17 protein-coding genes and 2 pseudogenes are annotated in these 20,003 nt (G+C 70.6%); 11 read left to right on the plus strand and 8 right to left on the minus strand.

Going from position 1 to position 20,003, the window contains the following annotated elements:
* The first annotated feature begins 78 nt into the window (after positions 1 to 78).
* Both AC5P1B_RS13860 and AC5P1B_RS13865 read left to right on the plus strand, forming a co-directional pair.
* Positions 79 to 621, plus strand: coding sequence for a GNAT family N-acetyltransferase (locus AC5P1B_RS13860; RefSeq protein ID WP_493887365.1), 543 nt, complete (start codon positions 79 to 81; stop codon positions 619 to 621).
* A gap of 206 nt (positions 622 to 827) precedes the next feature.
* On the plus strand, positions 828 to 1,163 hold the full coding sequence (locus AC5P1B_RS13865; RefSeq protein ID WP_493887299.1) for a transposase family protein: 336 nt from the start codon (positions 828 to 830) through the stop codon (positions 1,161 to 1,163).
* Between the two features lie 122 nt (positions 1,164 to 1,285).
* Here the strand turns inward: AC5P1B_RS13865 and AC5P1B_RS13870 are convergent, their stop codons facing one another.
* The 3 genes from AC5P1B_RS13870 to AC5P1B_RS13880 form a co-directional block, all read right to left on the minus strand.
* Positions 1,286 to 1,699 carry a hypothetical protein gene (locus AC5P1B_RS13870; RefSeq protein WP_493887301.1) on the minus strand — a complete coding sequence of 138 codons (414 nt, stop codon included), beginning with the start codon at positions 1,697 to 1,699 and terminating at the stop codon, positions 1,286 to 1,288.
* A gap of 420 nt (positions 1,700 to 2,119) precedes the next feature.
* Positions 2,120 to 2,647 (minus strand): MarR family winged helix-turn-helix transcriptional regulator, encoded by a 528-nt coding sequence (locus AC5P1B_RS13875; RefSeq protein ID WP_493887302.1) that lies wholly within the window; start codon positions 2,645 to 2,647, stop codon positions 2,120 to 2,122.
* Positions 2,644 to 3,264, minus strand: coding sequence for a DJ-1/PfpI family protein (locus AC5P1B_RS13880; RefSeq protein WP_493887303.1), 621 nt, complete (start codon positions 3,262 to 3,264; stop codon positions 2,644 to 2,646). The genes AC5P1B_RS13875 and AC5P1B_RS13880 overlap by 4 nt, the downstream gene beginning before the upstream one ends.
* A 192-nt stretch (positions 3,265 to 3,456) precedes the next feature.
* Between AC5P1B_RS13880 and AC5P1B_RS13885 the strand changes: the two genes are divergently transcribed.
* Both AC5P1B_RS13885 and AC5P1B_RS13890 read left to right on the plus strand, forming a co-directional pair.
* On the plus strand, positions 3,457 to 4,083 hold the full coding sequence (locus AC5P1B_RS13885; RefSeq protein WP_493887304.1) for a DUF4956 domain-containing protein: 627 nt from the start codon (positions 3,457 to 3,459) through the stop codon (positions 4,081 to 4,083).
* A complete protein-coding gene (locus tag AC5P1B_RS13890; RefSeq protein WP_493887305.1) occupies positions 4,080 to 4,877 on the plus strand; it encodes a VTC domain-containing protein in 798 nt (265 codons plus the stop codon). Before AC5P1B_RS13885 ends, AC5P1B_RS13890 begins: the two co-directional genes overlap by 4 nt.
* Here the strand turns inward: AC5P1B_RS13890 and AC5P1B_RS13895 are convergent.
* Both AC5P1B_RS13895 and AC5P1B_RS13900 read right to left on the minus strand, forming a co-directional pair.
* Positions 4,825 to 6,240: an ATP-binding protein gene (locus AC5P1B_RS13895; protein ID WP_493887306.1), complete on the minus strand. Its 1,416-nt coding sequence runs from the start codon at positions 6,238 to 6,240 to the stop codon at positions 4,825 to 4,827. The genes AC5P1B_RS13890 and AC5P1B_RS13895 overlap by 53 nt on opposite strands.
* The gene (locus AC5P1B_RS13900) at positions 6,240 to 7,010 is read right to left on the minus strand and encodes a response regulator transcription factor (RefSeq protein WP_493887307.1); all 771 of its coding nucleotides are present in this window, start codon (positions 7,008 to 7,010) and stop codon (positions 6,240 to 6,242) included. Before AC5P1B_RS13900 ends, AC5P1B_RS13895 begins: the two co-directional genes overlap by 1 nt.
* A gap of 106 nt (positions 7,011 to 7,116) precedes the next feature.
* Between AC5P1B_RS13900 and AC5P1B_RS13905 the strand changes: the two genes are divergently transcribed.
* The 6 genes from AC5P1B_RS13905 to AC5P1B_RS13930 all read left to right on the plus strand — a co-directional run bounded on the left by AC5P1B_RS13905 (position 7,117) and on the right by AC5P1B_RS13930 (position 16,546).
* Positions 7,117 to 7,689 (plus strand): hypothetical protein, encoded by a 573-nt coding sequence (locus AC5P1B_RS13905; protein ID WP_493887308.1) that lies wholly within the window; start codon positions 7,117 to 7,119, stop codon positions 7,687 to 7,689.
* A gap of 1,484 nt (positions 7,690 to 9,173) precedes the next feature.
* Positions 9,174 to 10,445 carry a phenylacetate--CoA ligase family protein gene (locus AC5P1B_RS13910; RefSeq protein ID WP_493887309.1) on the plus strand — a complete coding sequence of 424 codons (1,272 nt, stop codon included), beginning with the start codon at positions 9,174 to 9,176 and terminating at the stop codon, positions 10,443 to 10,445.
* Positions 10,442 to 11,743, plus strand: a complete 1,302-nt coding sequence (locus AC5P1B_RS13915) for an MFS transporter (protein ID WP_493887310.1) — start codon at positions 10,442 to 10,444, stop codon at positions 11,741 to 11,743. The genes AC5P1B_RS13910 and AC5P1B_RS13915 overlap by 4 nt, the downstream gene beginning before the upstream one ends.
* Positions 11,740 to 12,882 carry a GNAT family N-acetyltransferase gene (locus AC5P1B_RS13920; protein ID WP_493887311.1) on the plus strand — a complete coding sequence of 381 codons (1,143 nt, stop codon included), beginning with the start codon at positions 11,740 to 11,742 and terminating at the stop codon, positions 12,880 to 12,882. Before AC5P1B_RS13915 ends, AC5P1B_RS13920 begins: the two co-directional genes overlap by 4 nt.
* Positions 12,883 to 12,890: 8 nt before the next feature.
* Positions 12,891 to 14,039 carry a LuxE/PaaK family acyltransferase gene (locus AC5P1B_RS13925; protein WP_493887367.1) on the plus strand — a complete coding sequence of 383 codons (1,149 nt, stop codon included), beginning with the start codon at positions 12,891 to 12,893 and terminating at the stop codon, positions 14,037 to 14,039.
* Entirely contained in the window at positions 14,039 to 16,546 is a 2,508-nt protein-coding gene (locus AC5P1B_RS13930) for an acyl-CoA reductase (RefSeq protein ID WP_493887312.1), read from the plus strand. The genes AC5P1B_RS13925 and AC5P1B_RS13930 overlap by 1 nt, the downstream gene beginning before the upstream one ends.
* 303 nt (positions 16,547 to 16,849) lie before the next feature.
* On the opposite strand, the pseudogene AC5P1B_RS13935 reads toward AC5P1B_RS13930, so the two are convergent.
* From AC5P1B_RS13935 to AC5P1B_RS13945, 3 genes and pseudogenes are all read right to left on the minus strand, one after another.
* Positions 16,850 to 16,921, minus strand: a pseudogene (locus tag AC5P1B_RS13935) (GNAT family N-acetyltransferase); the annotation flags it as partial.
* 218 nt (positions 16,922 to 17,139) lie between these two features.
* Entirely contained in the window at positions 17,140 to 17,808 is a 669-nt protein-coding gene (locus AC5P1B_RS13940; protein WP_493887314.1) for a phytoene/squalene synthase family protein, read from the minus strand.
* A 310-nt stretch (positions 17,809 to 18,118) separates the two neighbouring features.
* Complete coding sequence (locus tag AC5P1B_RS13945) at positions 18,119 to 18,877, minus strand: tRNA-dependent cyclodipeptide synthase (protein WP_493887368.1); 759 nt, start codon at positions 18,875 to 18,877, stop codon at positions 18,119 to 18,121.
* Between the two features lie 471 nt (positions 18,878 to 19,348).
* Between AC5P1B_RS13945 and AC5P1B_RS13950 the strand changes: the two are divergent.
* Positions 19,349 to 19,832 (plus strand): annotated as a pseudogene (locus AC5P1B_RS13950) (transposase); the annotation flags it as partial.
* Between the last annotated feature and the right edge of the window lie 171 nt (positions 19,833 to 20,003).

The raw sequence follows: 20,003 nt of genomic DNA on the forward strand, positions 1-20,003 counted from the left end.
CCGCGATCTACCCTCGCGGCCATGACGTCACACGATGCGCCTGAGGGCTCCCGGATCGCTCCCGGTGGTGCCGGGCTGGTGATCCGGCGAGAGACCGCTGACGATCACCGAGATGTGCGCGAGGTTCATACGCGCGCTTTCGGTGACAGCGAGCGGGTGCCCGGGCTCGTGGAGGCACTTCGCGTTGCGGAGGCTGCGTTGGCGCCGATGTCCTTCGTCGCCACCGTTGATGACCGGGTCGTCGGGCATGTTCTGCTGAGCGCGACGCGGTTGGACGCTCCGCGCCGGATCGTGGACGTCCTGTCGCTGTCACCGCTGGGTGTGGTCCCGGAGTTCCAGTGTCAGGGCATCGGTACTCAGCTCATCGCGTACGCCCTCGCGGCGGCCGACAGCCAGGGTGTGCCGCTGGTATTCCTGGAGGGTTCGCCGTACTACTACGGCACGCGCGGCTTCGAGGGTGCCGGCGCGGTGGGCTTCCGTTCGCCGTCACTGCGTATCCCTGAAGCCGCGTTCCAGGTCGCCCGGTTGTCCGCTCACGAGCCGTGGATGACGGGCACGTTCGTCTACTCAGAGGTCTTTTGGGCCTTTGACTGCGTCGGCCTGCGCGACCCCGAGGCATGAGTGGCTACCCGCAGGCACTCGACCTGATCCCCAGGACTATCACAGTGGCGATGTCCAGCTCGTCGTCGGTTGCGCGCGATCAGCGAGGCGTCGGCGCCGTAACGTGAACAGGGCCGTAGGGTTCATTGGATGTGTCGTCTGAATGGGCCCGTACGGCCCTGTCTCATTCTGCCTTCACGGGCCTGTCGCGTGCACATCTCGGCAACTTGATCGAGGAGTTGGTCGCGCCTTGGTCAGCTCAACGCGAGAGCCGACTGCACGAGCGACGCCACGGTGAACGCCTTCGGGCCGCAGGTGCGGGCCGTCGGCACGGGCTGGTCTTCGTAGACCGGGTCCTGGTCACCCTCGCGCACCTGCGGCTGGACCTCACCCACGCGGCCCTGGCCGAGCTGTTCGACGTCGACCGGTGCACCGTGACCAAGGCCATCGCCGAGATCAAAACCTGGAGAGTCCTCAAGCGCTACCACGGCAAGCGTGAGCACCTGGCCCAGACCATCGATGCCGTCGCGTCCCTGGCCTCCGATCGGGCGGCCCACCGCTGATCACCCACCCGACAACCCGCCAGGCCAACACGCCCCAACCCCAACTGCGAACATCCTCGTTACAGTCCTGATCGGCGAGGTCGGCGAGGTCGGCGAGCTCGCAGGCGAGCTCGCAGCCACCCTCACGGGCCTGAGGAGTCGGCGTTCCCTGCTCGTGCGACGGCCGCCGCCTCCAGCAGGGGCCAGCCGTCGACCTCCACTGCTCGCTGCTTCTCCGGCTGCCACCCGCGGGCCGACGCCGCGTCGAGCAGGGCCCGGACGGCTCCCGGTTCGTGCAGATTCAGGGAGCCGCCCCGTACGTGTCCCACGTCCCCGGAGCCCATGGGGAACCCGCCCGGGACGTACCGGCCCGGGCCATCGGCGAAGACGATGCGCAGCAGGCCGCCGGTGCCGGGAGGCTGTGGGTACAGCGTGAGGGTCTCGCGGCAGTCCACGGATCGGCCGCTGTCCAGCACGCGGTGGCTGTGGCGAAGTGTCCACAGGTACGCGCGCCCGTCGGCGACCAACCGGCGGGGCTTCCTCGGATTGCGGGGCACGGAGCCGAGCGTACGCGGCCTGATCCACGAGCCACCCCAGGCGGGGATCGAACTTCGATCAGACGAACAGGATGGTCGTCAAACTTCCCTACGCGGCCTCCGGAAAGCCCCAACCGGGCGGCTGCCGCCTCGGTCCCACTCCGGGTAGGTGCCATCGAAGCCTGACCGGCGAGAACCATGACGAAAGTCGCGGTCGGTGCGTGCCAGGTGGACCTGGCTCTCGCTGTCCGGGTCGAGGCGCGCGAGCAGCCGGTAGGCGCCGATCTGCTGTCGTTCCGCGGGGCTGGGTCCCGGCATGGCCTTCGGGGCCGACTTCTCTCCTGTTTCCCGCCGCCGTGGTGGGGTGCCTGTGCGTACGCCACCGTGCAGCGGGCCGAGGATGGTGCCGTGGTGGCAGGGGCGGGCGGCCCCGGCCTGCTTCTACGGTTCCGTAACGGCGGGCTCCAGACCCGCGAGAGTTTCGGAGAGCCGCTCCAACACCTGGGCCGTTCGCGCGAACTGTTCCTCTCCGAGTGCGTTTCTCAGTCGCGCGGCGAGCTCCGCGTGCCCGGGGTCGATTTTCGCCACGGCGGCGCGTCCGTCGTCGGTGGGGCGAAGGAGTTTGGCGCGGCGGTGTGCCGGGTTGGGTACGTACTCGGCGAGGCCGCGCCGTACGAGGAGGTCGGCGACGCGCTGCACGCTCTGCCGGGTGATGCCCATGGTGCGGGCGATCCCCGCGACGGGCAGCGGTTCGCGCAGGACCGCGCCGAGGACCTGCCACCAGGCGGCGGTGAGCCCGGCCGGGCGGGCCAGTTCCTCCGAGATGGAGAGGAACTGGCCGTTGAGCCGGAAGACGGTCAGCGCGGTGCGGCTGAGCAGGTCCTGCGCGGCTCGCTCCCCGGCCGGTGGGCGTGCGTCACTCGGCTGGGACGGGGCGCCCCCGGCCGGGGGCGGGTTCTCGCCGCTCATGAGTTCAGCGTCTCGTACGCCGCCGGGTCCGAGTCGTGGAAGAGGCGGTACCAGGCGTCCAGCTTCTCGCCCTCGAACGCGCCCGCGCGCTGGAGGATCTCGCGCGCGAACGCGACGGGCTCGGTGGGTCCCGCCGTGATCAGGTCGCCGTCGGTGACGGCGTCGGTCTCGACGTACCGGTCCGCGCCCTTGTAGCCCGTCGCTTCCAGGTACATCCGTGCCGCGCTCGTGTGCGCGCGGTCGTCGAGCAGGCCCTCGCGGGCGAGTCCGGCCGTGGCGCCGCAGATCGCGGCCACCGGCACACCGGCGTCGAGGAAGGCGCGGGCCGTGCGTGCGAAGGGGGCGAGCGAGTCGCCGGTGTCCCACAGGTCGCCGCCCGGCAGGATCAGCAGTTCGCTGTCGGCGGCGCGCAGTTCGTCAAGGGTCAGGTCCGGCTGGATGCGGACGCCGCCGATGGTGGTGACGGGCTCGCGGGTGGCGGCGACGGTGCGGATCTCGTGGCCTGTGCGGGCCAGGTACGCGGTGGCGTAGCCGGGTTCCCAGTCGGCGAGGACGTCGTAGACGGCGAGGTGGACGATCCGGGGGTGCCGGTCGTCGTGCGTGTCCTGGGTGCTCATGGTGACCTCCACTCGATGGCGTATGTAAGCATGCTGCCATTTCGACAACATGCTGTCAATGCTCCTGGGTCAGCCAGAGGAGTCCTGGACCGGCCGGAGGCAACCGTCCAGTGGCGGGCCCGTGAGGACGCGGCGCCGCCCTTAACGCCCACCGGCAGTCCCTTTAACCCGCCCCTGCCTAGCGTTCCGGTCATGGACAGCACACATCCCCTGAACCTGGCGGCCCACCTCGGCCTCGATCTGCTCGCCGTGGCGCTGCTGACCTTCGCCGTCTTCTATCCCCGCCACCGCAGGCGCGAGCTGGTGCCCGCGTATCTCGCCCTGAACGTCGCGTTGTTCTCGGTCGTGGCGGCGCTCGGGGAGGTGAAGAGCGGCGGCGGGCTCGCCCTCGGCTTCGGGCTCTTCGGAGTGCTCTCGATCGTGCGGCTGCGTTCGGACGCGCTGCGCCACAGTGAGGTGGCGTACTACTTCATCACCCTCGTCCTCGGTCTGCTCTGCGGGCTGCCAGGCCTCCCGCTCGGCGCGGCCGCGGCGCTCGCCGCGGTGCTGCTGCTCGTGGTGTACGCCGCCGACCACCCGCGCCTGTTCGCGCGTGACCGGCGCGCGGTCGTCACCCTCGACGCCGTGTACCGCGACGAGGACGCGCTGCGCGCGGAACTGGCCCGGCGGCTCGGCGAACCGCTCTTGTGGACCGTCCAGGAAGTCGACTACGTACGGGACCTCATGGTGCTGGAGGTCCGCTTCCGGCAGCCGGAACCGATGCGATACGACGGGGAGTTCACAGCGGTGACCGCGCCGTATGCCAAGGAGGCCGCGTGAAACCCGCCGTAGGGGCCCTGAGCCGCGCCGTGCTCGGGGCCCACCCCGTCACGCTTGACGAACTGAACGCCCGCGCGGAGCTGCTCGCCCGCTTCGACAACAGCTATCTGGTCCCGGTGGAGATCTTCCAGGACTTCGCGGCGCTGCTCACCGACCCGCGCCGGCCGGGCGGGGCGTTCCGGGCGCTGAGCATCGGCGGCCGCCGCTCGTTCGGCTACCACTCGACGTACTACGACACCCCGGCCCTGCGTACGTACCACGACCACCGGCAGGGCCGCAGGCTGCGCTACCGCGTGCGCGAGCGGGTCTATCAGGACAGCGGTGAGCGGCAGTTCGAGATCAAGCTGAAGACCGGGCGGGGCGAGACCGTCAAGCACCGGCAGCGGATGGCGGGTGCCGACCACGCCCTCGACGGCGCCCGGCGCGACTTCCTCGCCGGGGTGCTGAGGGCGTCGTACGGCATCGAGGCGCCCGACGGCCTCATGCCGTCCCTGGTCACCGACTACCGCCGCGCCACGTTCGTCGCCGACGGGCAGCGCGTGACGTGCGACGCGGAGCTGGTGGTGCGGGACGTGGCGACGGGCCGCACGGCCGCGGCCGACGGCGGGCTCGTCCTGGTCGAGACGAAGACCCGGGGCCGGCTGACCGAGGCCGACCGGGTGCTGCACCGGTACGGACTGCGGCCCGCCGAATTCACCAAGTACAGCGGCGGGTTCGCGGCTGTGCGGCCGGAGCTGGGCATCAACCGGTGGGCCCGGGCGGTGCGGGCGGTGTTTCCGCGAGCGGGAAGGTGAGCGTCACGCGGGTCGGCCCGGCCGCGATCGCGAACGTGCCGCCCGCGTCCTGGGCCGTACGGCGCGCGATGTCGAGCCCGAGACCGGTGGACCCGCCTCCACTGGCTCCCCGGGCGGCGGCCGAGCCGGGCCCTGCCTCGCCCCCGTCCGGCGCGTACGCCTGCGGGAATCCCGGCCCGTCATCGGCGACAGTCAGCCGGGCGTGCCCTTCCGCAGGGGTGTCCACGACGACATGGAAGCCGGTGCCCACAGGGGTGTGATCGAGGACGTTCCCGATGAGCGCGTCCAGGGCGGCGGCGAGTTCGTCCGGGGGGACGGGGACCAGCCGAGGCCGGTGGTGTGATCGCTGCTCGGGCTGACCCGTCCCTCCTGTGCGGACCTCAAGCGCACGCCCCTGGTCCTCCGCCAACGGCAGCCAGAAGTCCGCCCGCTCCCGGGCCACCGCGGCCAGATCCGCCCGCGGCACCGCCCGCAACGGCGCGCGCGCCCGCCGGATGACGTCATCCACACTGCGCTCCAGCGCGGACACATCCTCGGCGATCCGCCGGGCCTCCCCGGGATTCCGCAGCGTCTCGGCGTCCAGCCGCAACGCGGCGACGGGGGTACGCAGCCGGTGAGCGAGATCGGCGGCGTTCTCCCGGGCGTTCTCACGCTCGGTGGTGAGGAGCTCGTCGATGCGCCCGGCCAGCCGGTTCAACTCGGCGGCGATGAGCCGCAGCTCGGGCGGCCCATCGGGAACGGCACGGGCCGTCAGGTCGCCCGCGGCGAGCCGGTCGGCCGTGCGGGCCAGGGAACGTGTCGCCCCCACGAGCCGTGCCCCGAGCCGGTCGGCGAGCAGCAGCCCGAGCAGGACGAGCCCCGCGCCGATCCCGGCGAGCACGAGCCACGACGTCAGCGTCCCCGCGTACAACTGCCGCTCGCTGAGTGTGACCTGGACGACGGCGGTGCCGTCGGCCGCACCGTGCACGGGCACCAGGACCTGACGGCCACCGGTCGAGGGCTCGTAGGTGAAAGCACGCCCGGTACGGGCGAGGCGGATCGTGTCGGAGACGTGCGCCCGGACACCCCCGCCCGGACGGGCCCCCGCGCCGGGGCCCAGGACGGTGCCGTCGCCGAGGATGAGCGAGGTACGGGGCAGCCCGTTCCCGTTGACACTGGCGACGGTCTGTTCGGCGGTCGGCCGCTCCCCGTCCGACGCGAGCACGGGCCCGATCGCGTGCGCCACCCACTGCGCCCGGGCGGTGGCCTCGGCGGTGGCGCGGTCGGCGGCGTGACTGCGGGTGAGGAGGGCGAGCGGGACGAGCAGGGCGGTGAGGACGAGGGCGGTCGTGGCGGCGGTGAGCAGGAGGAGACGGCGGCGCATCAGGCGGGCCCGGTGGGCGCTTCCGGGGCGGCGGGCGCGCCCGGAGACGCCGGAGCCCCCTGAGTGTCCGGGGTGTCCGGAGTGTCCGGCGTGTCCGGTGCCGTCAGCTTGACCCCGACCGTGCGGACCGTGTGCAGGTAGCGCGGGGCCTGCGCGGTCTCGCCCAGCTTCCTGCGCAGCCACGAGAGATGGACGTCGACCGTCTTGTCGGCGCCCCCGAGCGGCTGGTGCCAGACCTCCGCGAGGAGTTCGCGGCGGGAGACGACCTGGCCCGCGCGGCGGGCGAGGTGGGCGAGCAGGTCGAACTCGCGGGGCGTGAGGTCGACCGGGGTCCCGTCGAGGGCGACCTCGCGGGCGGCGGGGTCGACGGTGAGGCCACCCACCCGCAGCGGTTCCTCCACCTCGCCCGCACCGAGCCGCCGCAGCACCGCCTTCACCCGGGCGTCCAGCTGCGCGGCGCCGAACGGCTTCACGATGTAGTCGTCCGCCCCGTCGCCCAGGAGGGCCACCATCTCCGGCTCCTCGTCGCGCGCGGTCGCCACGATGACGGGCACGTCGCTGACCGCCCGCAGCATCCGGAGCACCCGCGCCCCGTCCACGTCGGGCAGCCCGAGATCGAGCACGACCAGGTCGGGCCGGTGGGTCACGGCAGCGTCGAGCCCCGACATGCCGGTGGGCGCGGTCGCGACGGCGTGCCCCTTGTCGCGCAGGGCACGTACGAGGGCGCCGCGCAGCTGGGGGTCGTCCTCCACGACGAGCAGGTGAGCCATGGGGGGCACGGTAGCCAGCGGTTCGCCGTGAATTCACCACCGGTTCACGCCGGGCGGCAGGTGGGGGAAATCCTTAACCGGGCTTTTAACCGGACGTTAGGGAATGATGGGGGAGGGTGTGGAGGTGGGCAAGTGGTGGAGTGCCGCGGGTACGGCGGCGTGGGTGGCGGTCGGCACGGCCGCCGGGGCGCTCGGCGCCTGGCAGTTGGCGAGCGCGGACGGCGGGGGTGCGGCGCACAGTAGGCCGCTGGACGAGGGGGCGGTGCGACGGGCGCTGACGGAGACGTCGGCTGCGGCGCCGGGATCGCCCGAGGGACCGGGGTCCGGCACGCCGTCAGGGCCGACGGCTTCCAGCCCGGCGACCTCCGACCCGGCCCCGGCACGTACGGACCCCTTGGGCCCGGACAAGCCGACCGCCCGCCCCGAGCGCTCCACCGTCCGCTTCACCGGCGGGACCGCGACCGCCGAATGCCGCCCCGACGGCACGGTGTACCTGGTCTCCTGGAGCCCGGCCGACGGCTACCACATCGACGAGGACGTCACCCGGGGCCCGGACGCGGCGGCCCGCCTGGAGGCCGAGCCCAGCGACGACGACGAGCGCGACGACCTGGCGTACGAGATCCGCTGCACGGAGCACGGGCCGCGGGCGCGGGTGCTGGCCGACGAAACGGACGACTGAGGCCCCCGTACGGCCGGCAGATGTCGCGTTCGCGGCGAGTCGCCAGACAGTGACGCCCGTGCCCCGTCCACGCCGTGGGCGTCCACCCTCGGCCGCATGACCCCTCAGCCCAACCCGCGGCTCGGCGCGGCTCTCTCCACGGCGGGCCGCCGCGCACGAGTGAGCCAGGGTGACGGACGTGCGACCACATCCCAGAAGGCTCACCGATCCCTTACGCCTCCACAGCGGCGTTCGAAAGAGCGATACGAGCAACCCGTAATCCGCTACGTCAAGCCACTGAACAGCGCAGACGGCTCGCTGGACACACACAGGAGACCACAGCCATCACGCTGCCAACTCCGTGTTCCTCAAGATTCCCGGCAGAGTCAGGCACTTACTCGCCGTCACCCACGACGGGCATGTGATCGGTCGGCAAGACTTCTCCGTCCGCGACTTCCGCATCACCCAAGAAGCCCGCACCGGAGGCGGTGCCCAGATGCGTGCCGTCGCCCGGCCGTGTCGCGACACTTCCCCATAGTGCCCAAAAGGGCACTCACGGCCCCACGGCCCTGCCGCAACGTGCGGGGCGGGCCGAAGGTGACCGTCAGCGAGCCGCACCGGGAACCGGGCGAGCGGGCCCATCGCTTCACCGGCACGTACGAAATCAGCACCGGCGAGGCGCTGAACTTCCCTTCGCCGGGGCGAGCTTGGACGTGTGCGCTGGGACGCCGGATGACGACGGGTCCGCCTACGGATCGAGCGAGTGGCTCAACGGTGAGCAGGCGGCCCGAAAGTCGGGGGCCGGTGGGGCGGCGTGCGTGCTGACCCGGCGCCAGGCGATGTGGCGAGCTGTGCGGACCCGCTCCTGGCCGTACAGCGCGAGCTTCTGTGGGCACGTTCCTGGCTGTACGGGGTGAGCCGGTGGGCACGCTGGTCTGCTGAGTCGGGAATGGTGTTCAGAGGGCAGGTGACGTGTTCGGGGTTCTCGTCCGTGGTCTTCGTCCGGCGGAAGCGTGGTTTTGGGTCGTTGTTCCTGACGGGCCTCCGGTTGCGGCTGTCCTTCTCGCGGGCCTGGGTGGCCTGGGGAACGCCTCGCGGTATCTGTTGGTTCGCCGGCTCGGTGAGCCACCCCTTCCGTGAGGTTCGGCCTGTCGTGGGCCGGGCCCTCGGCAGGCTGTGATGCGACGGCCGGGTGCGGGCCCGTGCTGCGGCGCGTGACGCGGGTCTGGGGTCTGAGACGAGCGGGATGTTAAGAAACGAAGGTTTTCGGTCACTACTGCCTGACATGTGGTCAGGATGAGGGTGACATTGCGATATCTTCTACGGCGTTCCCTCGTGATCGTGCGTCCTACGCGACGCCGGAACGACGTCGAGTGTGCGATGCGAACGCACCTCGCGGAACGCACAGCACAGGTATGCCTCCGGCGAGCCCACTGGGTCCCGTCGCGCATCGTCGTGCCGCAGAAGTCTCCTGCCCCGTACCGTTTCACCTAGGCAAAGGCCGCATGCCCGTCCATCAGCTCTCGGACCTCATACGTTTCAGCCGCCATAACTCTCCCTTCTACGCGGACCTCTACGCGGACCTGCCGCCGGTCGTGGAGCGTCTCGCCGACCTTCCGGCCGTCGACCAGGGCGACTTCTGGAAGGCCAACACCCTCCACGACAACCGCGTGCTGACCGCACCGCTCGGCGAAGCAGTCGTCTACAAGACCGGCGGCACCACCGGAGCACCGAAGTTCTCCTGCTACACCCGCGAGGAATGGCGGGAATTCGTCACCGCCTTCGGCCAGGGACTCGTCGAAGCCGGGCTGCGCCCCGGCCACCGGGTGGCGGACCTGTTCTACGCCGGCGAGCTTTACGCCAGCTTCCTCTTCGTCCTCGACTCGCTCGCCCACGCTCCCGTCGACAATGTGCGCCTGCCCATCGGGGGCGCCGCGCCGCTGGAGACGACGGTCCCCACACTTGAGGACTTCGGCGCCCAGGTGGTCGCGGGCACCCCCACCACCCTGTGCCGGCTCGCCGAGCATCTGATGGCGACCGGCCGTCAGCTGCCCGCGGTGGAACTGCTGTTCTTCGGTGGTGAGGCGCTCTTCTCCGACCAGCGGCGCCTGCTCGCCGCCGCCTTCCCCTACGCCGAGCCGCGCTCCCTGGGTTACGCCAGCGTCGACGCCGGGCTCCTCGGCGCCCCCGTACCCGGCCCCGACCCGCGCGTGCACCGGGCCTTCACCCCGCACACGATCGTCGAGATCGTCGACGAGACGACCGGCGAGCCCATCCACGTACCGGGCCGGGCCGGGCGCATCCTGGTGACCCAGCTGTTCCGCCGCCTCATGCCTGTCATCCGCTACCCCGCGGGCGACCGCGGCGAGTGGACCGACCCCGAAGCGGGCCACTTCCGCATCCTCGGCCGGGCCGAGGAAGGTGTGCGCGTCGGCCCCGTATCGCTGTACTCCCAGGACGCCCTCGCCGCCGTCACCGAGGCGGACACCGACGGCCGCGTCATGGGCACCCAGCTCGTCGTACGCCGCTGGGACGGCCGCGACGGACTCGTCCTGCGCCTGGCCACCGCCCCCGGCGACGACGACCCGGCCTCGCTCGAGGTCCTCGCCAAGGCGGTCGTCACGGAGCTGAACACCGCCCGGCCGCTGTACCCCGACAGCGTCCACGCCGGATACGTACACCCCCTGACCGTGGAGTGGACGCGCCACAGCGACCTGGTCGTCAACTCCCGCTCAGGCAAGCTCGTACGCGTCATCGACGAGAGGCCGACCGCATGACCGCCACCCCGGTGGACGAGGGGCGCCGACTGCCGCTCGTCCTGCGCAACCGTGCCTTCGGCACCGTATGGCTCGCCCAGGTACTCTCCCAGGCCGCGGTCCGCATGTTCCAGGTCGGTATGTCCTGGTGGCTCATCGCCTACGCCGTCAGCGGCGGCCGCGGACTGGCGTCCGGGCTGTTCATGGCGGTCAGCACCCTGCCCGCCGTCGCCCTGGCCCCCGTGGTCGCCCGGACCGTCGCCCGCTTCGCGCACCGCTCGGTGCTGCGCGCCGCGGCCGCCGGCGCGGGAACGGCCGCGGCGGGCCTCGCCGTATGGGCGTACGCGAGCGAACTGCCGCTCGCCGCCGCCTATGCCGCGACGCTGGCCCTCGCCGCGGGCCAGGCCTTCTTCGACCCGTGCCTGACCACCTCCGTGCCCGACCTCGTCGACGACGAGGACATCGAGGCCGCCACCGGCTTCGAGATGTCCACCCAGTCGCTGGCCGGCCTCGGCGGGGCGCTGCTGGGCGCCCTGATCGTCGACGGCGCCGGAGTCGCGGGCCTGGCCGTCGGCTGCGCGGCCGCCTACCTGACGGCCGCGGTGCTCATCACCCCCGTCAGGTTCCGGCCCACCGCGACGCCGCCCGGCGACAAGGGAGCCGAGGCCGCCGACGAGCAGCGGCGCACACTGCGCCGCATCCTCGCCGACCTGCCCTTCGTCCGCAGGATCTTGCTCTGCTTCACCGCGGCCAACCTCTTCACCACCGCCGTCTTCATCGTCATCCCGCTCTACACCCAGTCGGTGCTCCACGGCGGCGGCGGCACCGTCGCCCTGCTTGAGGCATCGCTCGGCACCGGCACGCTGATCGGCTCCTTCACCGGTGCCCGCGTGCCCGGCCGGCCCACCGTCCTGGGCTCCTGGCTCCTCGGTGTGATGGCCGTCGTGCTCGCCGTCCCCGGCCTGGTCGCCGAACGGTTCGTCATCGCGGGCTGCCTGGTCGTGGCCGGCTGGTGCGTCGGTGTCATCGGGGTCCGCTTCGTGGCGCTGTTCCAGCGGCTCGTCCCGGCGGCCGACAAGCCGGGCTTCTTCGCCGTCATGCAGGCCGTGCTCGGCGCCACCTTCCCGCTCGCCTCGCTCCTGTTCGGCCTGCTCGGCGACCACCTCTCCGCGCAGACCCTGTGCCTGCTCCAGGCCGCCGGTCTGGTGCCCGCCGCCTGCGCGCTGGCCCTGCTGCGCGACCGTACGGGCGACGCCGCGCCCGCCGCCGCGGCGGAGGCGGACGCGTCCGAGCTCGTGGGCGCGGGAGGCAAGAGATGACCGAGGCCACGATCGGTCAGGCGACCCCTGCCGACATCGCCGACCTGCGCCAGCTGTACTACGCCCTCTACGGCCCGCACTACCCCACGGCCCTGGGCACCGACCCCGCCGAGATGTCCCGGCTCATCCAGGACCCGCACACCCTCTGGCTCGTCGCCCGCTGCCGCCGCACCGGGAACCTCGCCGCGTCCGCGGCGATCCGCGGCGAGCCCGGCAGCCGCACCGGCCGCCTTGAGGGCCTCGCCGTCCACCCCGACCACCGGGCGGCCGGACTGGCCGGAGCCCTGACCGAGGAACTGTGCGCGCGGATGCTCGGCACCGGGCGGCTGGACTCGGTGTACGCCACCGTCCGTACCGTCAGCGCCGGCCCGCAGCGCGTCGTCTCCCGCAACGGCTTCCGGCCGGTGGGCATCCTGCCCAACGCCGTGGACCTCAGCAACCGCGAAAGCCTCGCGCTCTACGCGCGCCACAGCGCCGGAGTGCTGGAGCGCCGCATCCCCGTCCCCGAGGTGCCCACTCCGCTCGCACCGCTCCTGCGCACCGTCGAGCAGGCCCTGGGCATCAACTTCGGACAGACCCGCGTCACCGCCCCGCTGCTGGCACCGAAGCACCCCGTGACCGCGCGGCTGGAGACCGTCGAGGCACCGGCGTTCGTCCGCCGCCGCTTCCGCGACCGCTTCCCCGACGCCGCGCAGTGGTTCTACCCCCTGCACGCGCCCAACACCCTGCTGGTGGCCGACGACGGCGCCTTCGAGGTGTACGCCTGCCTCAACCGGACCGGCCGCTACTGCGCCCTGGTCGCCGCCCACCCCGACCCGGCCACCACCGCCGCCTACCTGGAACCGATCACCCGCACCCTCACCCGCGCCGGCGCGGGCTACGTCGAGGCCCTGCTGCCGCTGTCGCAGCACGGCCTGCTCTCCGCCTTCCTCGCCCAGGGCTTCATCCCCAGCGCCCTCTACCCGGCGATGCGACCGGACAGCGGCGGCGAGGGCTTCCACGACTACGTCGTGATGTCCCGCACCACCGAACAGATCGACTTCCGCGACGTGGTCGTCGACGAACCGCTCCAGCCCTACCTGGACGCCTATGTGTCGGCCTGGGCGTCGACCTACCTGCCCACACTTGAGGTTGCCTGATGAATCCGATGAACCCCCACCTCGCTCCCGTCGAGGTTCCCGACCCGCGGCTGCTGCCCCGGGTCCAGGAACTGTGCGACCTGAGCGACCCCTACGCCTGCGGCCCCGCCGAGGACGAGCTGTTCGCCGCCGCCATGGCCGAGATCAACGCCTGGCACACCGAGCGCTCCCCGTTCTTCCGCGAGCTCCACGAGAGCACCGCCCAGGCCGGGACGTTCCGCACCCCCCTGGTGCACGCGAACTTCTTCAAGCGCCACGAGATCCTGTCCATCCCCTCTGACGACGTCCACCTGCACCTGACCTCCTCCGGCACCACCGGCCAGAAGTCGCAGATGTTCTTCGACCAGTGGACGATCCGCTCGGCCCAGCGCATGGTCGCCCGCATCTTCGAGCGCAACGGCTGGATCACCCCCGACCAGCAGGTCAACTACCTGCTCTACAGCTACGAACCCGCCCGCGATCTGAAGCTGGGCACCTCCTTCACCGACAACTACCTGTGCGACTTCGCCCCCGCCCGGCAGGTCGAGTACGCCCTGCGCGACACCGGCAACGGGCACGAATTCGACCCCTTCGGCAGCATCGCCGCGCTGCGCCGCTTCGAGCAGGACGACGCGCCCGTACGCATCCTGGGCTTCCCGGCGTTCCTCTGGTTCACCCTGGAGCGGATGCGCGCCATGGGGCTGCCGCCCCTGCGGCTGCCCGAGGGCTCCCTGATCGTCATGGGCGGCGGCTGGAAGGGCCACTCCGACAAGCGGATCGGCAAGGACGAGCTGTACGCGCGTGCCACCGAGCAGCTGGGCGTCCCCTCCGAGCGTATCCGCGACACCTTCGGCTCGGTCGAGCACTGCGTCCCCTACATCGAGTGCGACCACCACCGCCTGCACGCCCCCGTCTGGTCCCGGGTGTTCATCCGCTCCACCCGCACGCTCGAACCGCTCCCGTACGGCGAGGCAGGCTATCTGCACCTCGTCTCGCCTTACATCACCTCCGTACCGGCGCAGAGCGTCGTCATGGGCGACCTCGCCACGCTGTACCCGGGCCAGGAGTGCGCCTGCGAGCTGAACACCCCCTGGTTCACCCTCCACGGCCGCGCCGGAGTGAGCCGCAACAAGAGCTGTGCGGTGGCCGCCGCCGAACTGATGAAGGGCATGTCGTGATGACCGAAAGCGTGCAGCACCACTACTGGCAGGGCGCGTTCATCGATGACGCGGAGGCGGGCCGCCGCCTGGCCGGCCTGCCAGCCGCCGTCGAGGCGGTACTGGCCGAGCCGCTGGACACCGAGACCGTCCTGGCCGCCTGCGAACAGCTCGCGGCCGCCCTGCTCGACCCGGCCCACCCGACCCGCGTGCGGCTGGCCGGGCACCTGGCCGAGGGCGAGGACGAGGCCGTCCTCACCGAACTGGCCGCCTTCCTCAGCCGGCCCGAACTCACCCGCAAGCTCCACCGGGAGCTCGGCGGCACCGCCCCGCAGCGGCTCACCCGCCCCGACGCCAAGGAGATCGTCTACGAGGCGTGGGCGCCGGTCGGCCTGGTCGCGCACATCGCCCCGGGCAACGCCGCCACCGTCGCGCCCCTCAGCCTCATCGAGGGCCTGCTGGCCGGGAACGTCAACGTCCTCAAGACCAGCAGCGCCGACACCCTCCTCGCCCCGCACCTGCTCGCCGAACTCGCCGCCCTGGACCCCACGGGAGCCATCGCCGAGCGCGTCATCGTGCTGCGCTTCTCCTCCTCGCGGCAGGACTGGCTGAGCCTGATGTGCGCCCCCGCCGACGCCGTCGCGGTGTGGGGCGGCGAGGCGGCCGTCGAGGCAGTGGCCGCCCATGTGCCGCCCGGCTGCCGTCTGGTGGAGTGGGGACACAAGATCTCCTTCGCCTACCTGACCTGCGACGCCTGGCAGGAGGCCGGCACGCTCAAGGCCCTGGCGGCTGACGTGTGCCTGCACGAACAGCAGGCGTGCTCCAGCCCCCAGGTGGTCTACCTCGACACCGAGGACGACGGGGAGGTCTTCGCCTTCGCGGAGCGCTTCGCCGCCGCCCTCGCCCAGATGCCCCCCGCCACGGGTGGGGACGACCTGGGGCCCGCCGAGGCGGCCGAGCTCACCACCACCGAACTGATCGCCCGCCTTGAGGAGCACCTGGGTCTGACCCGCGTCATCGCCGCCCCGGACGGCTCCTGGCGCGTCATGGCCGACACCCGGCCGGCCCTCACGGCCTCCCCGCTGCACCGCAGCGTGTGGGTCAAGCCCCTGCCCCGCAAGAACCTCCTCGCCACCCTGCGCCCCATGCGCCGCTACCTGCAGACCGTCGGCATCGCCGGCAGCCGCACGGACATCGCGGAGCTCTCCCGCCTCGCCCTGGCCGCCGGTGCCACCCGCGTCACGCCGCTCGGCCGGATGCTGGGCGGCTACTCCGGCGAGCCGCACGACGGCGTCTACGCCCTCCAGCGCTACAGCCGCCGCGTGGCCGTCCAGACCGACGAACGCTTCGCCACCACCGCCTGCCTCGACGACCTGACCCGCCCCCTCACCTTCCCGGCGCCCACCGGACCGCTGCTCGACAAGGCCGCCGTCCAGGAGCTCAACCAGAGCGTCGACCGGCGCGACGCCGAGCTGTACTTCCGCAGCGGCGGAAGCACCGGCAAGCCCGCCCTGTCCCTGTTCTCCTACCAGGACTACGACACCCAGATGCGCGCCGCCGGCCGGGGCCTGCTCGCCGCCGGCTACGACCCGGCGCGCGACCGCACCGCCAACCTCTTCTTCTGCGGCGGCATGTACGGCGGCTTCATCAGCTTCTTCTCCGTCCTGGAGCGGCTGGGCGGCACCCAGCTGCCGATGGCGGCCGGCCCCGACCACCGGGTCACGGCCGAGATGCTGGTCGCCCACCAGGCTGACACCCTCTTCGGCATGCCCTCCTACCTGTGGCAGCTCCTGCACGAGCAGGCGGACCTGCTGCGCTCCTACGGCGGCATCCGCAAGATCTTCTACGGGGGCGAGCACGTCACCGCGGAGCAGCGCCGCGTCCTGACCGACACCTTCGGCATCGAGACCATCCGCTCCATCACCTACGGCAGCACCGACCTCGGCCCCCTCGGCTACCAGTGCGCCGAGTCCACCGGCGGCGTCCACCACCTGCACACCGACCTGCACACGATGGAGATCCTGGAGACCGACGCCGACGTGCCGGTGGCACCCGGCGAGACCGGCCGGCTGGTGTTCTCCACCCACGCCCGGCGCGGACAGAACCTGAGCCGGTACGTCATCGGCGACCTCGGCCGCGCCCTGCCCGGCCCCTGCCCCTGCGGCAACCAGGCGCCGCGCTTCGAACTGCTCGGCAGGGGCGGCGACGTGATGCGCGTGGCGTCGTACTTCCTCAACTACCGCCGCTTGGTGGCCATCGCCGGGCAGGACCGCGGCTACAGCGGTGAGCTGCAGGTACTGCTCAGCCGCCCGGGCGTCCGCGAACAGCTCACCGTCCGCGTCGAGAGCGCGGACACGGCCGGACCGCAGGAGCTGCGGGCGGCCTTCCTCGCGGGCTACGAGGAGCTGCGGTCGGCCGTCGACGACCGGCTGCTCGACCTCGTCGTGGAGGCCGTGGACGGCGCCGCGTTCGACCGTACGGCCACCAGCGGCAAGCTGCGGGCCGTCGTGGACACACGGCACGGCTGAGGCCATTGCCGCAGGTGGGGCGGTACCCCCGCCCCACCTGCGGCTCCCGAAGTGTCGACCAGGGGGTGCTGGTTGGTGTGTGGGGTGGGGTGTGAGCTGGTGCGTTGGTGGCGGGTTGAGAACTGTTCTTGGTGGCGTGCGTGGTGCTGACCTGTGGGTGTGCGGGCTGTTTTGAGAGCCGCTGGTCTGTTGTGGGTGGCTTCTATTTGCCCGCGTCCAGCACGGCGCCGATCCGCGGCCCGGTGAGGGTGGTTGTGGCGGCGACGGTCTCGATGACGACCTGGTAGCTGGTCACAGGCCGGCCGACTCGGCCCACGGCCGCAGTATCAGCCGCTTGGTCTCAAGGTGGAACGACATCGTCTCGTACGTAGACATGGGCCCTACTCTGCCCCACGGGTCACCACGAACCACAGCTGGAGTCCTAGCTCGGACACCAGGGAGCAGGTAACCCGCCGGTAGCTTCGGAGAGGCTTTGGGGCCTGCCGTTTCCTGCTGCTGGTACGCCTCGTCGGGCTGAATGGGCACCCGGCTGTACCTGCCGCAGACGGTCACCCTGGCTTCTCGTAGAGCGGGGCGTCCAAGGAGCCCGAGGGCTATGCCGGGAGGATTGTTCGGGGGGTGTACCTGCGGTGGTTCCGGCGTGCCCGCAGGTAGGACAACCCGGTACTGCCGTGGGCGCGGGCGGTGCCAAGGAGCCAGCCTCGGGGACGGCTGCGGAAGACGTCGTAGTCGGAACGGATCAGCTGCCGCAGGGTGTGGCGCCCGAGGGCGAGGTATTGGCGGGGCAACTCGCGGGAGGAGGGGTGGACGTGGCGCCACCACTCGTCGGCTGCGTCGAAATACTGGCCCACCCGGGCCGTTTCGTAGCGGACGAGTTCGCGCAGGGGTGGTGTCATGACGCCGAGTGAAACGGTCTGCTCAAATTCGGTGCGGTCGAGTCCGAAGCGGTGGAGGTCTTCCAACGGGAGGTAGACGCGACCCAGTTCGAGGTCTTCTCGGAGGTCGGCGAGGAAGTCCAGCAAATACACACCGTAGCTGAGCGAGGTGGCCATGCGCGATGTGTCGTCATGGCGCGGTTCCAGCAGGATGTTGACCCATTGGCCAGCTACGCCGCTGACCCCGCTCATGTACTGGTGAAGATCGCTATAGGTCGAATAGTTTGCGGTGTGGAGATCCCAGCGGATGGTGAGGAGAAAATCGCGAACGCTTTTCAGATCGATGCCCCAGGTGGTGGTGCAGTGCTGAAATGCCTGGGAGATCAACCGACCGCGCTGCTCGACCGGCGTGATTTCAGAAGGGCTAATGTTATGTTCTCAGTGCGGCGAGGACTATGAAAGAATTCCGCTACCCAGGCGTCGTACGTGTTCGCCCGCTCGCCCACCGGTGTTGCCGGATTATCCAGGAGTTCGTCTGCGTAACCGCAAAAAGCTAGCATGACATCATAGAAGGGACGTTTCTCGGGGGGAAGAAGCAGCCGTGCCACCGGATAGGCGGCTGAATTTTTCAGGGACAGGTACCGGCCACAGCAGGCGTAAGCCTCAATAAGATGCCTGTCGCGTAGACCGGCGGCTGTCAGCTCACGGAATTGCATGTGCCCTCCTGAGGCGGGGATATCGTGCGGCGTGACGGGCGGATGACCGCGTATCCCTGGCGCGGCGAAGCAGCCAGGTGCCCTCTCCGAGAGAAGAGGATTTCGGCCAATGGGATGGGCTTGTGATAGAAGCACAGCGACGAAGGTACGTCGAATATCTCGGCGGAGCCGAGGAAGAAGGGGAGTTCGGCGAGTGGATAGGCGATGCCCGCACGGACCTGGCTTTCCGTCGGCATAGCACCGCCCAGGTATGTTGCCAGCGCGAGACGGCTCATGCTCAGGCAGGCCCGGCGCAGTTCGTCGTCCTGGTACACGGCCTGCTGGGCCCGTTCACGCAGGGTGCGATAGGCGGTGTCACCCGACAGGCTGGACAACAGGTGGATGCGCGTCTCCTTCGATCCTGGCACGCGTGCGGCTGATTCCGCCCGTAGCACGCGATTGCGCACCGCGTTGGTCTCCTGTCGTGACTTTCGATCCGCGTACTCCGGCGACCGTCCCAGTGCCAGCAGGTTCTCCCGAAACGCCAGATCGGGAATCACGGCGTCTACCCGGTCGAACCTCTGATGGCTCCAGCGCAGCAGGCTGGTGAGCAGGTCGACACTGAAATAGCTGTTGCCGTGACTGACCCCGACGACAATATGGCGTCCCTGCTCGTACACACGACGACAGTTTTCAGATGCCGGGGCGACGGAGAACTGCCCGACGGTGGCGGACGGGTGAGTTTTGGAAGGGACAGTCAGATCTCGACCACTTCGGTGCACGGGCATCGATACCCTTTTACAACCAGCCCCTACAAAGATTCCCAATTCTGCCGCCTGTCAGGAATTGCAACATAGGTCGGGAGTCCCCACCACCCGGATGGGCCATTCGGTGGAAATTTTCCACCCCATCCGCTCACTCCCGTGGTGGTCGCTCCACACGCATCTGACACGACAGGGGTTCGCTCCTGCCTCCCGCCCGAAAGGCAGACACATGGTTACGTTCCGATAATTTCAAAAGCCCGGTAGCGCAGCTTTATGACATCGCTTCAGAAGTATTGGGCGAATCGTACGATGCGAATCTGCATTTCGGGTACTGGGGACGGCTCCGAGAAAGACTCGCTGGCCGCCATCGCACGCATGACGGCCACGTGATCGAGCGCATCCGGGTGACCACCGATCAGCGGGTGCTGGGTGCCGGCTGCGGGAGTGGTGCCCCGGCGCTGCGCCTACAAGCGGTTCCGCGAGGACACCGTGCTGATCGTGGACGGCACCTTGGTCCCCACCCGTGACCACAGCGTCGCCGAGCGGTCGAAGAACTACCGTTACTCCACCAGCCACCAGGTCGTCATCGACGCCGGCACCCGGCTGATCGTTGCCGTCGGCCGACCGCTGCCCTGCAACCCGCAACGACTGCAAGGCATGGGAGCTGTCCGGCGCCAAGGACGCCGTCGACACGGCAACCGTGAGCGCGGACGGCGGCTACCGAGGCACTGGCCTGGTCATCCCGCACCGCCGCGAACGCGGCCAGAGCGAACTCAAGGCGCGGAAAGAGGAACACAACACCTCCCACCGCAAGGTCCTCGCTCGCGTCGAGCACACCTTCGTCCGAATGAAGAGGTGGAAGATCCTCCGCGACTGCCGCCTCCAAGGCGACGGCGTCCACCACGCCATGCCCGGCATCGCCCGCCTGAACAACCTCACCCTCGCCGGGTGACGAAGGAACAAGCAGGTCAGCGAACACGTCGTAGATCATTTACGGGACAACCCTAAGGTGAGGGCGGCGGTTGCGTCGGCCCGCAGGGCGGACTGGGCGGAACGGAATTCCGCACACCGCTAGGAACCGACCAGACGGTATGCCATTCTGCCCACGCCACGCATGCCACGC

Source organism: Streptomyces sp. A01 (assembly GCF_059026195.1).

What these genes read in the sequence shown, in the direction of transcription:
- AC5P1B_RS13875 (WP_493887302.1), bottom strand. Translation starts at nt 2,647, where the DNA reads ATGAGCGGCGAGAACCCGCCCCCGGCCGGGGGCGCCCCGTCCCAGCCG.
- AC5P1B_RS13880 (WP_493887303.1), bottom strand. Translation starts at nt 3,264, where the DNA reads ATGAGCACCCAGGACACGCACGACGACCGGCACCCCCGGATCGTCCAC.
- AC5P1B_RS13885 (WP_493887304.1), top strand. Translation starts at nt 3,457, where the DNA reads ATGGACAGCACACATCCCCTGAACCTGGCGGCCCACCTCGGCCTCGAT.
- AC5P1B_RS13895 (WP_493887306.1), bottom strand. Translation starts at nt 6,240, where the DNA reads ATGCGCCGCCGTCTCCTCCTGCTCACCGCCGCCACGACCGCCCTCGTC.
- AC5P1B_RS13900 (WP_493887307.1), bottom strand. Translation starts at nt 7,010, where the DNA reads ATGGCTCACCTGCTCGTCGTGGAGGACGACCCCCAGCTGCGCGGCGCC.
- AC5P1B_RS13905 (WP_493887308.1), top strand. Translation starts at nt 7,117, where the DNA reads ATGGGGGAGGGTGTGGAGGTGGGCAAGTGGTGGAGTGCCGCGGGTACG.
- AC5P1B_RS13910 (WP_493887309.1), top strand. Translation starts at nt 9,174, where the DNA reads ATGCCCGTCCATCAGCTCTCGGACCTCATACGTTTCAGCCGCCATAAC.
- AC5P1B_RS13915 (WP_493887310.1), top strand. Translation starts at nt 10,442, where the DNA reads ATGACCGCCACCCCGGTGGACGAGGGGCGCCGACTGCCGCTCGTCCTG.
- AC5P1B_RS13920 (WP_493887311.1), top strand. Translation starts at nt 11,740, where the DNA reads ATGACCGAGGCCACGATCGGTCAGGCGACCCCTGCCGACATCGCCGAC.
- AC5P1B_RS13925 (WP_493887367.1), top strand. Translation starts at nt 12,891, where the DNA reads ATGAACCCCCACCTCGCTCCCGTCGAGGTTCCCGACCCGCGGCTGCTG.
- AC5P1B_RS13930 (WP_493887312.1), top strand. Translation starts at nt 14,039, where the DNA reads ATGACCGAAAGCGTGCAGCACCACTACTGGCAGGGCGCGTTCATCGAT.